General features: G+C 72.2%; 17 protein-coding genes. 13 read left to right on the top strand and 4 right to left on the bottom strand.

The window, feature by feature from the left end:
- The first annotated feature begins 11 nt into the window (after positions 1-11).
- From QSK30_RS18675 to QSK30_RS18695, 5 genes are all read left to right on the top strand, one after another.
- Positions 12-737 (top strand): class I SAM-dependent methyltransferase, encoded by a 726-nt coding sequence (locus QSK30_RS18675; protein WP_285504392.1) that lies wholly within the window; start codon positions 12-14, stop codon positions 735-737.
- A 34-nt stretch (positions 738-771) separates the two neighbouring features.
- Positions 772-2,061: a DNA polymerase IV gene (locus QSK30_RS18680; protein ID WP_285504393.1), complete on the top strand. Its 1,290-nt coding sequence runs from the start codon at positions 772-774 to the stop codon at positions 2,059-2,061.
- Between the two features lie 200 nt (positions 2,062-2,261).
- Positions 2,262-3,212: a hypothetical protein gene (locus QSK30_RS18685; protein WP_285504395.1), complete on the top strand. Its 951-nt coding sequence runs from the start codon at positions 2,262-2,264 to the stop codon at positions 3,210-3,212.
- Positions 3,213-3,391: 179 nt separating this feature from the next.
- Positions 3,392-3,829, top strand: a complete 438-nt coding sequence (locus QSK30_RS18690) for an ATP-binding protein (protein WP_285504396.1) — start codon at positions 3,392-3,394, stop codon at positions 3,827-3,829.
- On the top strand, positions 3,826-4,614 hold the full coding sequence (locus tag QSK30_RS18695) for a SigB/SigF/SigG family RNA polymerase sigma factor (RefSeq protein WP_352231590.1): 789 nt from the start codon (positions 3,826-3,828) through the stop codon (positions 4,612-4,614). Before QSK30_RS18690 ends, QSK30_RS18695 begins: the two co-directional genes overlap by 4 nt.
- Before the next feature lie 27 nt (positions 4,615-4,641).
- On the opposite strand, the gene QSK30_RS18700 is transcribed toward QSK30_RS18695, so the two are convergent.
- Positions 4,642-4,938, bottom strand: a complete 297-nt coding sequence (locus tag QSK30_RS18700; RefSeq protein ID WP_285504397.1) for a WhiB family transcriptional regulator — start codon at positions 4,936-4,938, stop codon at positions 4,642-4,644.
- A 215-nt stretch (positions 4,939-5,153) separates the two neighbouring features.
- Here QSK30_RS18700 and QSK30_RS18705 point away from each other — a divergent pair, with 215 nt between their 5' ends.
- From QSK30_RS18705 to QSK30_RS18725, 5 genes are all read left to right on the top strand, one after another.
- The gene (locus QSK30_RS18705; RefSeq protein WP_285504399.1) at positions 5,154-5,465 is read left to right on the top strand and encodes an STAS domain-containing protein; all 312 of its coding nucleotides are present in this window, start codon (positions 5,154-5,156) and stop codon (positions 5,463-5,465) included.
- A gap of 194 nt (positions 5,466-5,659) precedes the next feature.
- Positions 5,660-6,118 (top strand): ATP-binding protein, encoded by a 459-nt coding sequence (locus tag QSK30_RS18710; protein ID WP_285504400.1) that lies wholly within the window; start codon positions 5,660-5,662, stop codon positions 6,116-6,118.
- Positions 6,119-6,163: 45 nt separating this feature from the next.
- A complete protein-coding gene (locus QSK30_RS18715; RefSeq protein WP_285504401.1) occupies positions 6,164-7,507 on the top strand; it encodes a PP2C family protein-serine/threonine phosphatase in 1,344 nt (447 codons plus the stop codon).
- A 14-nt stretch (positions 7,508-7,521) separates the two neighbouring features.
- Positions 7,522-8,565: a cobalamin B12-binding domain-containing protein gene (locus tag QSK30_RS18720; protein WP_285504427.1), complete on the top strand. Its 1,044-nt coding sequence runs from the start codon at positions 7,522-7,524 to the stop codon at positions 8,563-8,565.
- Entirely contained in the window at positions 8,562-8,891 is a 330-nt protein-coding gene (locus tag QSK30_RS18725; protein WP_285504402.1) for an STAS domain-containing protein, read from the top strand. The genes QSK30_RS18720 and QSK30_RS18725 overlap by 4 nt, the downstream gene beginning before the upstream one ends.
- Before the next feature lie 18 nt (positions 8,892-8,909).
- Here the strand turns inward: QSK30_RS18725 and QSK30_RS18730 are convergent, their stop codons facing one another.
- Together QSK30_RS18730 and QSK30_RS18735 are read right to left on the bottom strand one after the other, a co-directional pair.
- Positions 8,910-9,404 carry a PP2C family protein-serine/threonine phosphatase gene (locus QSK30_RS18730; RefSeq protein WP_352231591.1) on the bottom strand — a complete coding sequence of 165 codons (495 nt, stop codon included), beginning with the start codon at positions 9,402-9,404 and terminating at the stop codon, positions 8,910-8,912.
- A 20-nt stretch (positions 9,405-9,424) separates the two neighbouring features.
- A complete protein-coding gene (locus tag QSK30_RS18735) occupies positions 9,425-10,042 on the bottom strand; it encodes a hypothetical protein (protein WP_285504404.1) in 618 nt (205 codons plus the stop codon).
- 45 nt (positions 10,043-10,087) lie between these two features.
- Here QSK30_RS18735 and QSK30_RS18740 point away from each other — a divergent pair, with 45 nt between their 5' ends.
- Positions 10,088-10,564: a MarR family winged helix-turn-helix transcriptional regulator gene (locus QSK30_RS18740; protein WP_285504405.1), complete on the top strand. Its 477-nt coding sequence runs from the start codon at positions 10,088-10,090 to the stop codon at positions 10,562-10,564.
- Between the two features lie 469 nt (positions 10,565-11,033).
- On the opposite strand, the gene QSK30_RS18745 is transcribed toward QSK30_RS18740, so the two are convergent.
- Positions 11,034-12,044: a PHP domain-containing protein gene (locus QSK30_RS18745; protein ID WP_285504431.1), complete on the bottom strand. Its 1,011-nt coding sequence runs from the start codon at positions 12,042-12,044 to the stop codon at positions 11,034-11,036.
- A 97-nt stretch (positions 12,045-12,141) separates the two neighbouring features.
- Here QSK30_RS18745 and QSK30_RS18750 point away from each other — a divergent pair, with 97 nt between their 5' ends.
- Positions 12,142-14,148 (top strand): acyl-CoA dehydrogenase family protein, encoded by a 2,007-nt coding sequence (locus tag QSK30_RS18750; RefSeq protein WP_285504407.1) that lies wholly within the window; start codon positions 12,142-12,144, stop codon positions 14,146-14,148.
- 133 nt (positions 14,149-14,281) lie between these two features.
- Entirely contained in the window at positions 14,282-14,692 is a 411-nt protein-coding gene (locus QSK30_RS18755) for an SCO2097 family morphological protein (RefSeq protein ID WP_285504409.1), read from the top strand.
- Positions 14,693-15,117 lie beyond the last annotated feature (425 nt).

Consider the following 15,117-nt stretch of genomic DNA (forward strand, 5'->3'; position numbering starts at 1 on the left):
AGTTCGTGTCCATGCGACCGGATGCTGTTCGCCGAGTGCTCGACGCCGAGCTGACCGCCGCCCGCCACCGCCGCGCGGGCGAGGCCCCGCGGGTGCTCGACGTCGGGGGCGGCAGCGGCGTCCTCGCCGTCGCGCTGGCCGCCGAGGGCTGCTCGGTCACCGTCGTGGAGCCCAGCCCCAACGCCCTGGCCACCCTGCACCGCCGCGCCCAGGAGGCCGGGGTGGCCGACCGGATCACCGCCGTGCAGGGCGACAGCGACGCCCTCGACCAGCTGGTCGGCGCGGGCTCGGCCGACCTGGTGCTGGCCCACGGGCTGCTCGAGGTGGTCGACGACCCGGCGGTCACGGTCACCGCGCTCGCGGGCGCGCTCGCGCCGGGCGGGGTGCTCTCGGTGCTGGTGGCGAACCGGTTCGCCGCCGTGCTGCACCGCGCGATCTCCGGGCGGCTCGTCGACGCCCGCAGGCTGCTCGACGACCCGGCGGGCACGCTGGGCGGCCCGGGCGAGGCCCTGCTGCGCCGCTTCGACGTCGAGGGCCTGCGCGCGCTGCTGGCGGGCGGCGGGCTGGCCGTCGAGCTGATCCAGGGCCACTCGGTCGTCGCCGACCTGGTCACCGGCTCGGTGCTGGAGGCCAACCCGGGCGGCCCGGACGCGCTCGCCGAGCTGGAGCTGGTGGCCGCGGTCACCCCGCCGCTGCGCGACATCGCCACCCGGTTGCACGGGGTCGCCCGCCGCTGAGGGCGCTGTCGGTGGCCTGTGGTTGGCTCGGGTCATGGGGCGCAGCGGTGACCTGCCCAGGGGGCTGGTCGAGCGGTACCGGGCCGGTCCGGACGGGTGGCCGGACGACACCGGCTGCCCGATGCTGCACGTCGACATGGACGCCTTCTACGCCTCGGTCGAGATCCGCGAGCGGCCGGAGCTGGTCGACCGCCCGGTGGTCGTGGGCGGCGTGGGTGTGCGGGGTGTGGTGTCCTCGGCCAACTACCTGGCCCGCACCTTCGGCGTCCGCTCGGCGATGCCCACCAGCCAGGCCCGCAGGCTGTGCCCGCAGGCGGTGTTCCTGCCGCCCACCTTCGCGCTCTACCAGGAGGTCTCGGCGGGGGTGCTGGCGATCTTCCGCGAGATCACCCCGCTGGTCGAGCCGCTGAGCCTGGACGAGGCGTTCCTGGACGTCTCCGGCGCCCTGCGCAGGCTCCGCACGACACCGGCCGGGGTCGGCGCGCGGATCCGCGAGCGCGTGCGGGCCGAACACGGGATCGTCTGCTCGGTCGGGGTCGGGCCGACCAAGTTCGTCGCCAAGCTCGCCTCCGGCCTGGCCAAACCGGACGGCATGCTGGTCGTGCCGCGCGGGGAGATCACCGACTTCCTGCACCCGCTCCCGGTGTCGGCGCTGTGGGGTGTGGGCAAGCGCACGGCCGAGCGGCTGGCCGACGTCGGCCTGGAACGGGTCGCCGACGTCGCGGCCGCGCCACTGCCCCGACTGCGCCGGATGCTCGGCGTGGCGATGGCCGAACACCTGCACGCCCTGGCCTCCGGCCACGACGACCGCGCGGTCCAACCGTCGAACGTGGAGAAGTCCATCGGCGCCGAGGAGACCTTCGAGGTCGACCACTTCGACCGGGCCCTCCTCAAACGCGAGCTACTGAGGCTGTCCGAGCGAACCGCGGCGTCGCTGCGCGCACGCGGACTGCGCGGCCGAACGGTCTCGATCAAGGTCCGCTACGCCGACTTCACCACGATCAGCCGCGCCAAGACGCTGATGGTGGCCACCGACGTGACCCAGGAGATCTACCGCACCGCGATCCAGCTCCTCGACGAGCAGACACCACCTGGCGCGGTGCGGCTGATCGGCGTGCGGGTCGAGCAGTTGGGCACCGGCGGCTCCGAGCAGTTGGCGCTGGACGCGCCTGAACAGGGTTGGCGAGAGGCAGACCAAGCGGCTGACCGCGCTCGCTCGAAGTTCGGCACAGCGGCGATCCGACCCGCGGCGCTGCTGGGCAACCGACCGGACCGGGCGGGCGCCACCGAACCCAAGCCCGACAAGCCCGCGCCCGCTCCGTAGCGCTTGGGCGGGTGCCGTCGGGGCTTGCTGTGGTGGTGCTCGACTGGGTGGACTGCATCTGTGCGGGGCACCAAGCCCCTACCGCGCACCCCCACCGAACCCCAGCCGCCACAAGAGATTCGGGCGCAGGTCACCATCCCGACGGATACCTCCGGTAATCACCTGACTACAGGAACTCCGACCGGGAGGTTGCACCGCCGATGACCCGCCGTCTTGCCGCCCTCGCCACCGGGCTCGCGATCGCCGCCGCGACCGTGGTGGCGGTCGCGCCCCAGGCCGCCGCCGCACCGTCCGACCTGGCCCTGGCCACCCGTTGGGCGCCGATCCACTACCAGGACACCGATTCCAGCGACTACGACGCCGACTACCTGTCGAAGGTCGACTTCGACGGCGAGTGGAACACCCTGAACAACTGGGAGGACCAGGACGACGTCCTGTCCCGGCTCACCGGCGCGGTCTACTTCTCCGTGGTGGAGACCGGAACGCACTGGTTCCTGGCCTACTCCTTCTACCACCCGCGCGACTGGGAGGACGTCCCCGACCCGTTCGGCCTGCTCACCCACGAGAACGACATGGAGGGCGTGCTGCTCACCGTCCGCAAGGACGGCTCCACCTACGGCGCGCTGGAGGCCATGGTCACCGTGGCGCACACCGACTTCTACTCCTACGTCCCCGCGGGCAGCGCGTTCACCAGCGGTCGGGAGAGCGTCGACGGGCAGATCACGCTCCAGACCTACAACGGCGCCGCGCACCCCACCACCTTCCAGGAGGCCAAGGGGCACGGCGTCTACGCCAAGAACGCCGACCACGCGCCCGACGGCGACGGTGTCGTCTACTACCCGAGCGGCACCGCCGAGGTTCCGGCGAGCGGCACGGACAGCTTCGTCGGCTACACCCTGGTCGACACCTTCGCCGCGGGCGGGCTGTGGGCGCGGCGGGCCAACAGCGAGACCTACGCCTCACTCGGCACCTTCCGCGGTGACAACGGCAAGGACAACGCCGCCAACACCGCGTGGGGTTGGGACGACGGCAACGACGGCGGTGACCTGCCCCGGGGCCTGCTCGCCACCGACCCGGCCTACCTGGTCGGCCAGTACTTCGCGGGCGAGGGGAACTTCGGGACGACCTACCTCCGAAACTCCTACCGATAAGCGCGTTTGAAGTCGATCGCGTCGGGGTACCAGCAAGAGGGTCCTGCCCCGCGATCTTCTCGCTGTGGGGCGGGGTGGCGAGGGCACCGGGGCACGCCTCAGGTGCGAATCCCACCCCGCTCCACATTTTCCCGCATCGCGGTACGGTCCACGCCAGCGTTTGGACGGCAGGAGGAAGAGTGTCTGAGGTCGAAACCAGCCCGGTCGCGCGCACCCACGGGGTGCGCGACGTCGAGGTGCGCGTGTGGGCCGACGCCGAACAGGTCCCGTTGCTCCGGTCGTTCGCCGCGGACATCGCGATGCGGATGGACTTCGACCTCGACGCCATCGAGGACCTGCGGATGGCGGTGGACGAGGCGTGCTCGCTGCTGGTCCGCGCCGCCGCGGCCGACACCGCGCTCTACGCGTGGTTCGAGCCCCAGGAGTACGGCATCCGGGTCCGGGTCCAGGTCGACGCCGAGCGCGCGCAGCCGCCCTCGGCGGACCCGATGGGCTGGCAGATCCTGACCGCCCTGGCGGCCTCGGTGACCGAGGACGTCGAGGCGGTCGAGGGCGGTCACCGGATCCGGGTCGAGCTGCTGGCCGTGCCGGGTCCGGCCGGAGTGGGGCCACGGTGACCGAGTCCGCCAAGGAGGACAGCGGCGAGACCAAGGACGCCAAGGACGCTAGAGACGCCGACCGGTTCCGCGAACTGGCCGAGCTCGCCCTTGACGACCCGCGCCGCGCGACGCTGCGCGGTGACCTGGTCGCCGACCACATCGACCTCGCCCGCAACCTCGCCCGCAAGTTCGACCGGCGCGGGGACCAGCTCGAGGACCTGGTCCAGGTCGCGACGATCGGCCTGATCAAGGCGGTCGACCGGTTCGAGGCCGACCGGGGCAACTTCTACGCCTTCGCCATCCCCACGATCATGGGGGAGCTGCGCAGGCACTTCCGCGACACCGGGTGGGCGGTCCGGGTGCCGCGCCAGCTCAAGGAGCTGCACGTCACGGTGGCGGCGGGACGCAACGAGCTGAGCCAGAAACTGGGTCGGGCGCCCAAGCCGAGCGAGCTGGCCGAGCACCTGGGCCTGACCAAGGAGCAGGTCTACGAGGCCCTGGTCGCCAGCGCGGCCAAGCAGGGCACCTCGCTCGACGCGCGGCTGGCCGAGCCCTCCGGCGACCGCTTCGGCTACGAGGACGACCGGCTCGCCGAGGTCGACAACAGGCGTGCCCTCGGTCCGCTGCTGGCCGAGCTGCCCGAGCGCGAGCAGAAGATCATCGTGCTGCGGTTCTTCCGCGGTCTCTCGCAGGCGGACATCGCCCGCCGGGTCGGCGTGTCCCAGATGCAGGTGTCCCGGCTGCTGGCCAAGACGCTGGAGCGGCTGCGCGCCGCTCTCGGCGAGGACACACTGGCGGGCTGAGTGAGTCACCCGCCAGTCCCTGCCAGGTCAGGAGACCCGAACCGCCCGGCGCCGCTGCGCGATCAGGGTCCGGCGCTCGCCCTCGCCCATCGCGCCCCAGATGCCGTAGGGCTCCTGCACGGCGAGCGCGTGCTCACGGCACTGCTCGAGCACGGGGCAGGCGCGGCAGACGGCCTTGGCGCGCTCCTCGCGGGCGTGCCGGGCGGGGCCGCGCTCGGCGTCGGGGTGGAAGAACATCATGCTGTCGGCACCGCGGCAGGAGCCGTTGAGCTGCCAGGCCCACTCGTCGGAGACGGGCTTGGGCAGTCGCGTGATCTCGGCCATGGCTGGTTCCTTCCTCGGTTCCCGCTCCGCACAGCGGGTTCGTCCGGGAACTACCCCGGGCTCCCACGGCCGAAACGGGGAACCCGCAACCGGTCATACGGCCGTCTGGAACACCTGGTGGGCGCGCTGCCCACCGGGGAGGCAACTAGTGTGGCGTCGGCCTGGACGGCGGCGCACGGGCGCGGCGGCACGGCCGGCGCGAGGAAGGACCGATAGTGGAGATCAACAGCGAGGGCACCGACCCGGTCGTCGTCTCGGTCACCGGCGAGGTGGACCTGGCCACCGCGCCACAGCTGGAGCAGGCCCTGGCCGACGGTCTCGGCCAGCCGGGCGCCACCGGCGTCCGGGTCGACCTCTCCGGTGTGGAGTTCATGGACTCGGCCGGTCTGCGGGTGCTGGTCGCGGCGCTGCGCAAGGCCGAGGAGAGCGGGCGCACCCTGGTCCTGGACGCCCCGCACGAGCGGGTCCGGCGGATCATCGAGATCACCGGTCTGGCCGAGGTGTTCGGGCTGGCCGACCGGGCCTGAGCCGCGGCCGGTCCGCGGGCATTGGTTCACCGCGGGCCGATCGGGGTATCCCAACCGGCGTGAAGGCAGCGGTTTCCGGTCTCGCAGAGCCGGTGGGGAGCGTGGTCGGCCCCGTGCGGAGGGGTCCGCGCGGTTCGGCGGCCGCACAGCATCGACGGCGGGCGATCCGCGCGCGAGGGGTGGTGGCAGGTGACGTGAGCGAAGCGGCGAATACCAGCCGGGTGCGTCATCTGGCCACCCGCCTGCCACCGGACACCCGGTCGGCGGGCGAGGCCAGGGACTTCGTCACGACCGCGCTGCGGTCGTGGGGCGTGGGCGAGGCGCTGGTCTGCGACGTGGTCCTGGCGGCCTCGGAGCTGGTCACCAACGCGATCGAGCACAGCACGGGCGACATCGGCGTCGAGATGTCCATTGTGGACGGCGCGGTGCGGCTCCGGGTGCGCGACAGCGCGGACGCGGTGCCGGTGCGCGGCACGCCGGACCTGCTTTCTGAGCGCAGTCGGGGGCTCTCCATCGTCGAGATGCTCAGCGACGCCTGGGGGCACGAGCGCGCGGACGTGGGCAAGTGGGTGTGGGCGGACTTCGGCCTGGTGGCGGGCGGTGCGGGGGTCCCGGTCCGCGAGTCGGCCAATTCTTTGTCTGTGGACAACTAGTATGGTGGCCCCATCTCCCGTCCGGGGAGAGGGAAGCGTGGCGTCATGATGCACGGGAGAACGCTCTCCGCCGTTGGCTCGCAGGTCCCGCCGCTGGGCGAGGAGACCTCGACGGAGCCGACCGAGCAGCAGTTGCTCGCCCAAGCGCGGCAGCGGGCGGCGCTCGCCGGCGAGATCACGACCGAGCTCGCGGGCTCGCTCAACCTGCGGCGCACGATCCTGCGGCTCTTCGACCTGGTCCGGCCCGAGCTGGCCGACTGGGTGATGCTCGCGATGGCCGACAGCCGCGCCGGCAGGCTGGCCCTGCACGGCGGGGCGAACCCGACCTTCACCACCTCGGTCGAGCTCGACGTCACCGAGGAACTGGGGCTGGGCCGCGTGCTGCGGTCCGGGCACAGCGAGCTGCTGCACGTGGCTGTCGACGAGGCGGCGCCCGACGGCCTGGACAGCATGATCCCGGACACCGGCTTGCGCGACGAGGCCACCGCCCTGCGCCCCGCCGACGTGCTCGGCTTGGCGCTCACCGCTCGTGGGTCGACCATCGGCGTGCTGGTGCTCGTGCGCGGCGCCGGTCGCGGCTTCCCGCAGGAGGACGTCGACCTCGCCGAGCAGATCGCCGGCCGGGCCGCGATGGCCCTGGACTCGGCCCGGCTCTACGAGGACCGCACCCGGGTCGCCTCGGTGCTCCAGGCGAGCCTGCGCCCGCCCGCGCTGCCGCGGGTCCCGGGGCTGCGGCTCTCGGCGCGGTTCCGGGCGGCGGCCGAGCACCTGGACATCGGCGGCGACTTCTACGACGTGCACGGCGCGGGCGATGACTGGCTGCTGGCGCTGGGCGACGTGTGTGGCAAGGGCGTCGAGGCGGCCGTGCTGACCGGCCGCGCACGGCAGAGCATCCGCACCGCCGCGCACTTCGACCGCAGCCCGGCAGCCGTGCTGTCCGCGCTCAACTCCGTGCTCTACGACGAAGACTCCGACAAGTTCGTCACCGTCGTCTGCACGCGGGTCCGCCCCGCCGCCGACGGCCGCTCCGCCGAGGTCACCCTCGCCGTCGCGGGCCACCCGTCGCCGCTGCTGCTGCGCGCCGACGGGTCGATCGAGCAGGTCGAGGTGTCCGGCACCGTCGCCGGTGTGCTCCCGGAGGTGTCCTACCGCGAGGTGCGCGTGGACCTGGCTGCGGGCGACACGCTGGTGATGTTCACCGACGGCATCTACGAGGCGCGCGGCGAAGACGGCTTCTACGGGATGGACCGGTTGCTCGCCCTGCTGCCCAACTACGCGGGCGCGGGTCCGGAGGCGGTCTGCGAGGCCCTCGAGCAGGACGTCGTCGAGTACCTGGGCGGTCGCGCCCACGACGACATGGCCCTGTTCGCGGTGGCCTGCGGGAGGTAGTGGCGTTGACGGACGTGCTCGACTCGGTCGCCCGCTACGACGGCGCGCTGGCCTCGGTGGACGTGGACACCGCTGTGGCGGTGGTGGAGCGGCTGCTCGACGACGGGGCCGACCCGGTGAGCGTGCTCGTCGAGGTTATCGCGGCGGCACAGCGCACGGTCGGTGAGCGCTGGCAGCGCGGTGAGTGGACTGTCGCCGAGGAACACGCCGCCACCGCCGTGTCGGTGTCGGCTACCGAGGCGGTGGCCCGGTACGTCCGGCGCACACCGGCCACCCGTGGGCGGGTCGTGGTGGCTTGCGCGGAACGCGAGTGGCACGCGTTGCCCGCCATGATCATCGGGACCGCGCTGCGCGCCGACGGCTGGGACACCACCCTGCTCGGCGCGTCCACGCCGCCGGTCCGGCTCAGCCAGTACCTGCACGACCTCGGGCCCGACGCCACCGCCGTGAGCTGCTCGGTGCTCGGCGCGCTGGCCACCACCCGGCGGTTCATCGAGGCCAGCACCGCCGCCGGGATCCCGGTCGTGGTGGGCGGTTCCGCGTTCGGCCGCGACGGCCTGCGGGCGCGCGCTCTCGGCGCGACCGCGTGGGCACCGAGTGCCCGTGAGGCAAGCGGGATCGTCGCGGGCCTGCCGACCGTCGTCCCGTCGGTCCCCCCGCTGAGCGGCGCCGCGCCCGCCGAGCAGGCCGCGATGGAACTCGCCCACCACCGGCTGGTGGGCGAGCTGCGCGAGCACTGGTCGCTGGCGGCGCAGATCGTGACCACCGCGCAGTCACCCCTCGACAGCGTGCAGGTCATCGCCCGCGACGTGGTCAACCAGGCCGTGCACGCGGTCTGGGCGGCCCTGCTCACCGGTGACCCGCGCACCCTCACCGAGACCTCGGCCTGGGTCGAGGAGCTGCTGCGCGCCCGCGGCGTCGACGTGGGCCTGGTCGCCGAGCTCGGCAGCCTGATGGCGCGGAGCCTGCACGAGTTCCCCCTCGCCCGCGACCTCGTGGAACACCACTGGGCGGGCGGCACCGTCCGCACCGGCACGACTGGAACGACCGCACGATGACCGAGTTCTCGCACACCGTCACCGCCACCGCACCCGGCCACACCGTCGTCGCGGTCACCGGCGAGCTGGACACGCACACCGCGGGCCGGTTCAAGCTAGCCCTGCTCGACCTGGTCGAGGACGGCGCGCGGCTGGTGGTCGACCTGTCCGACCTGGACTTCATCGACTCGAGCGGGCTCAGCGTGTTCATCGCGGTGCACAAGCGCTCGGTGCCGCGCGGGGCCGAGGTCGTGCTCGACCGGGTGCCGCCGTTCCTGTCCCGGATCCTGACGATCACGGGTCTGGACCAGGTCATCCCGGTGCTGCGCGTCGCCGAGGCGAGCTAGCGCTGTCTTTCGAGCTGCCTAAGCCGGTCCGTGCCAGTCCAGGCACACCACGACCGCGTCGTCGTCGAGGTCGCGGTGGTCGCGGAACACGGCCAGCGCTGACATCACCGCCTGCACGGCCTGCGCGGGCGGCAGAGCCCGCGTGGTGCGGATCGTGCGCGGCAGTGACACCTCCGCATAGGTCCGCTCACCGCTGATGGCGCCGTAGACGCCGTCGCTGACGATCATCAGCCGGTCGCCGGGGCGGAGCAGGTCCTGCTGGGTGCGGTACTGGGTCTCCTCCAGCGAGCCCAGCGGCACCTGCACGTCCAGCTCGATCCGCTCGACCTCCGTGCCCGCCCGCCACAGCTGCGGCGAGCCCGCGTCGACGATCCGCAGCCCACCGGTGGCCAGGTCCAGGGTGAGCAGCAGCGCCGCCACCGACTGCTCGCCGCCGTACTGCCCCCACACCGCCTGGTCGGCCAGCGCCGCGACCTCGGCCAACCCGTGCCCGGACCGGCGCGCGTTGCGCATCGCGGTGATCGCGATCGTGGTCAGCAGGGGGCGGCGTCGAGACCCTCGCCCATGCCGTTGGTGACCGCCAGGGTGAGCTGCCCGGGGTCCAGGCTCCAGTCGAAGTTGTCGCCGCGCACCGCGTGCGCCGGTTCGAGCTGGCCCGCCATGGTGAACTCGGCGCAGGCCAGGCCGCGCCCGGGCAGCAGCTCCCACTGCATCTCGGCCGCAACGGTCAACCGCTTGCCCCGCCGGGCCCGGGACAGCTGGTCGGTGCCGATCTCGGCGACCCGCAGGGCGTCGGCGAGGGCATCGGCGACCTCACCCAGCGCGCGCAGCCGGGCCTGGTCGGGGTCGTGGTCGAGCCTGCCGGTGAGCACGCCGTGGCACTCGCCGCGGGTCAGCAGCGGCAGGTGAACGGTGTGGTCGGCCTCGACCACGGGCTGCCGCTCCCGGTAGGCCGCGCCCGGCAGCGAGCCGGTGATCGGGACGGCGTCGTCGGTGCCCAGCTCGGCCAAGTGGGTGCCGGGGTAGTCGACCAGTCGGACGCGCGCGTCGCCCAGCCGGGCGTGCTCCCGGACCAGGGCGGGCAGCTCGTCGACGAAGGAGTGCAGGGGCAGCGCACGCAGCGCCGCGGCGAAGTGCGCGATCGAGCTCATCACCGCCTCCTGGAGAGTGGTGTCACCGGTGTGCGACAGTGAAGTATGGCTGCACGGCACGGACCCGGGCCCGAGGACCTGGACGACGCGGGGCAGACCGAGCTGGCCGCCCGCGCCCTGGGACTGGTCCTGACCCGCGCGAACACCGCCGTGTACCCGAAGGTGCCCGCGATGCAGCTGCGCGCGCTGCACTTCGTGGAGGGACTGGAACCGGTCAACCTCACCCGGCTGACCGAGGAGCTGGGCACCATCCCGTCCTCGACGAGCAGGCTCTGCGATCGGCTGCAGGCGGCCGGACTGCTGGACCGGCGCCCGGCACTCGCGGACCGGCGCGAGGTGGAGATCGTGTTGACGGGGGACGGTCGGCGGTTCCTGGAGCGGCTGCGGGCGGCTCGGCGGGCTGACTTGGCTGAGGTGCTGGCGGGGATGTCGGGGGCTGGGCGGGCCGCTTTGTTGTTGGGGCTGCAGGAGTTCGCTGCTGCTGTTGATGGTGCTGGGTCTGCTTCTGTGGCTAGCGCTTGATGTTCTGTTTCGGGCGTCGGTTTTTAGGTGGGCTGGCTTCCCTCTGGGTTTAGGTGGGCTGGCTTCCCTCTGGCCGCGAGTGTTTAACGCGGGCAGGGCGCTGTCAAGGGCGCCTTCGGCGTCGCTGCGCGATTCCGCTGCGCTCCACCCTTGACAGCGCCCTGCCCGCGTTAAAGGCGGCCTGTGCTGAGGGAAGGGGGCGAGTGGGCGCCGATGTGGTCAAGGGGCGTTGTCGACTTGGGTTGGGGAGCGGGGTGCTCGTCTGGTTGGTGAGATTGATGGTGCGCTGATTCTGTTTGTGTTTTCCTGGAGCTGGAGCTGGAGCTGGAGCTGGAGCTGGGGAGATCAGTCAGTCTCAGCTCGCTCGCCCCGCACCTCCAAAGCCAACCGGGCCGCTCTCGATCCGGGAAGCCCTGGCTTTTTTCTCTCCTGTTTTTCCTTCCCGCTGCTTCTTCTTCCCTTTGCGGGGTCAGGGGCGGTTGGCGATTCGCTCTAATAGTGCGGTGGCGGATTGGGTGTTGATCACTCGGTCGGCGGTGATGCCCACTTCCTCGGCGCGTTCGCAGCCGTAGGGGAGCCAGTCGAGTTGGCCGGGAGCGTGGGCGTCGCTGTCTATGGCGAAGTCGCAGCCCAGGTCCTTTGCCTCGTGGAGGAGGCGGCGGGGTGGGTCGAGGCGTTCGGGGCGGGAGTTGATTTCCACTGCCACGCCGTAGTCGGCGCAGGTGGCGAATACGGCTCGTGCGTCGAACTCGGATTCCGGTCTGCCCTTGCCGGTGACCAGTCTGCCGGTGCAGTGGCCCAGGACGTCCACGTGCGGGTTCGCGACCGCCGTGAGCATGCGTTCGGTCATCTCCGCCTTGGGCATGCGCAGCTTCGAGTGGACGCTGGCGACCACCAGGTCGACCTCGGCCAGGAGTTCGTCGGTCTGGTCGAGTGCCCCGTCCAGGAGGATGTCCACCTCTATGCCGGTGAGGATGAGGAACGGCGCCAGTTCGACGTTCAGTTCGGCTACCACCTCCAACTGGTGGCGCAGTCGTTCGGCGCTGAGGCCGTTGGCCACCCGGAGTCTGGGGGAGTGGTCGGTGAGGACCATCCACTCGTGGCCCAGGGCGATCGCGGCCTCGGCCATCTCTCGGATGGGGCTGCCGCCGTCGGACCAGTCCGAGTGGGTGTGGCAGTCGCCCTTGAGGGCGGCGCGCAGGGCGGCTCCGCCCGCCACGGGCTTGCCGGCACCCTCCAGCAGCCTGGTGAGGTAGGCGGGTTCGGCGCCGGCCACCGACTCCGTGATCACCGTGGCGGTGGCGGCGCCGATGCCCGGGAGGCTGGTGAGGGTGCCCGCCTTCGCCCGCTGGGCCAGCTCACCCGGTGGCAGGTCGGCGGCGATCGCGGCCGCGCGGCGGAAGGCGCGGACCTTGTGGGTGGGTTCGCCCGCCCGTTCCAGGAACAGCGCGATCTGCTTCAACGCGGCCACCGGGTCCATGCGACCAAGGGAACCGCACGCCGCCGACAGCCGCACGGCGGGCGCGTCCGGTCCGCTGTGGATAGCGTCGGGGCAGGCGATTTCCAGGAGGTCCACGATGCACATCCCGGTCACCCCACCCGTCGCGGCGTCCACCGTGACCGACCTGCTCGACGGCCGGTGGGCGCACGTGCGCCGGGACGCCCGGGCGCGGATGGCCGAGCTCCCCTCGCCGCAGACCCACGACCTGACCACCGAGCGGCACCGCGAGCAGGTGCTCGGTGAGCTGCGCGAGCTGGCCAAGGGCGGCTATCCCCGGGTCGGTTTCCCCACGCGGTACGGCGGCGAGGGGGACACCGGCGGGTCGCTCACCTCGTTCGAGATGCTCGGGTTCGGCGACCTGTCGCTGATGGTCAAGGCCGGTGTCCAGTGGGGGCTCTTCGGCGGCGCGGTCGAGGCGCTGGGCACCGAGCGCCACCACGAGCGGTACCTGCGCGAGATCATGGAGCTCGACCTGCCCGGCTGCTTCGCGATGACCGAGACCGGCCACGGCTCCGACGTCCAGCACCTGCGCACCACCGCCACCTACGACCCGGCCACCGCCGAGTTCGTGGTCCACACCCCGCACGAGGCGGCGCGCAAGGACTACATCGGCAACGCCGCGCGGGACGGGCGCATCGCCGCGGTGTTCGCCCAGTTGGTCACCGGTGGCACCGGCCACGGTGTGCACGCGCTGCTGGTCCCGCTTCGGGACGAGCACGGTGAGGTGTTGCCCGGCGTGCGGATCGAGGACTGCGGTCGCAAGGCCGGGCTCAACGGGGTGGACAACGGTCGGATCTGGTTCGACCAGGTCCGCGTGCCGCGCGAGGCGTTGCTCAACCGCTACGGCGACGTCGCCGAGGACGGCACGTACAGCAGCCCGGTCGAGGGAGACTCGCGGCGGTTCTTCACCATGCTCGGGACTCTCATCCGCGGTCGAATCAGCGTGGCGGGGGCGGCGGGCAGCGCCACCAAGAGCGCTCTCAACATCGCTGTTCGCTACGGGCTTACCCGACGCCAGTTCGAGCGGCCCGGCTCGCCCGACGAGGTCGTCGTGCTCGATTACCTGGCCCACCAGCGCAAGCTGCTGCCCGCCTTGGCCACCTCGTACGCGCTGCACTTCGCCCAGGAAGAGCTGGTCACGACCCTGCACGAGCTCTCGGGCAGCGAGTACGACGACCGGCGGCAGCGCGAGCTGGAGTCCCGGGCCGCCGGGCTCAAGGCCGCCACCACCTGGCACGCCACCCGCACGATCCAGGCCTGCCGGGAGGCCTGCGGCGGCGCGGGCTACCTCGCGGAGAACCGCCTGCCGCAGCTCAAGGCCGACACCGACGTGTTCACCACATTCGAGGGCGACAACACCGTGCTGTTCCAGCTGGTCGCCAAGGGTCTGCTTACCGGGTACCAGCAGCACCTGCACGAGCTCGGCACCGCCGGGATGGCCCGGTTCATCGCCGACCAGGTCGTCGGAACGGTGATCGAACGCACCGCCGCGCGCACGCTGATCAGCCGGTTGGTCAACGCGGTCACCCCGCAGGACGAGGAGACCGACCTGCTCGACCGCGGGTGGCACCTGCGGCTGTTCGAGGACCGCGAGAAGCACGTCCTGGACACCCTCGCCCGCCGCCTCCGCCGGGCGGGTGACGCCGACGCCGACCCGTTCGAGGTGTTCAACGCCGCGCAGGACCACGTGCTGCGGGCCGCTCGGGTGCACGTCGAGCGGGTCGTGCTGGAGGCCTTCGTCGCCGGGATCGACCGGTGCGCCGACCAGGGGGCGGTCGACCTGCTCAACCGGGTGTGCGACCTGCACGTGCTCAGCGCGGTGGAGGCCGACCTGGACTGGTTCCTCGGCCACGGCAGGTTCGGCGCGGCCCGGGCCAAGGCGGTCACCGGCGCGGTCAACGACCTGTGCCGCCACCTGCGCCCGCACGCGCTCACCCTGGTCGACGCGTTCGCCATCCCGACGGCCCTGGTGGGGGCGCCGATCGCGCTGGAAGCCGAGCGTGAGCGCCAGGCCGCACAGCGCCGACACGACCGGGTGGCACTACCCCGGAAGGAGGACTCCGGGAAAGCTGTCACGTCGTGATCCGGGATCGGGTAGTCGCCGGGGGAAACGCCCCGTATCCTGGAGGCGACACCCCCACTGCGGGGTGCCCGCCGGGTCCGGCGGCAACCGTGATCGCCCGGCGCCCGCGACCGCTGTGCCGGAGGAGGAACGTATGCCACTCTCCGAGCACGAGCAGCGACTGCTCGACCAGATCGAGCGCGCGCTCTACGCCGAGGATCCCAAGTTCGCCTCCACCGTCCGAGGTGCCCGACTCCGCAAGCCGTCTCGACGGCGCAGGCTGCAGGGCGTCGCCCTGTTCGTCCTGGGGGTGGCGCTCCTCGTGTTCGGTGTGATGCTGCCGTTCAAACCGGCTGGTATCCCCGTGGTGAGCCTGCTCGGCTTCCTGGTGATGTTCGTCGGCGCACTGCTGACGCTGACGGCCATCCGCCAGGGCGGCTCCGATCGGGAGCCGGGTGAGGAGTCCTCCGGTGGCGGTGGCGGCGCGGCCGCGCACCACCGCCGGGGCTCGTTCTCACAACGCATGGAGGAGCGCTTCAAGCGGCGCTTCGACGAAGAGCGTTAGTCCTCAGCAGTCCTCTAGGCCGAGCGCCGACCCCAGTTCCTGGGATCGGCGCTGAGCCATGTCCAGGGGGCGCCGCTCGGTCGCGGACATGGGGGCATGGGCTCGGCGCTCGGTGAGCCCTGCTGTCCCCGGCGGGCTCGTCGCGGCCTCAAGCCTTGCCGTGCTTGCGGGGCACTAGCCTCGCCGTGCTCGCCGGGCCCGACAGATCCGCACCTGGGGTGCCGCGATCGACTGATCGGCAGCCGGGTGCCGCGATCCGGGTCTGCCTTCCTGGCCCGGGCTAGGCCGTGTTTCATAGGTGGCGTAGCCAGATGTTGATCGTGGCGATGTGGATGGTGGCCTGGTCGTGCAGGGCGAGTTTGTCGTAGCGGGTGGCGACCGCCCGGTGTTGTTTGAGCAGGTTGATGCCGTATTCCACGGCGTGG

Source organism: Actinokineospora sp. NBRC 105648 (genome assembly GCF_030269645.1).
GTDB lineage: Bacteria > Actinomycetota > Actinomycetes > Mycobacteriales > Pseudonocardiaceae > Actinokineospora.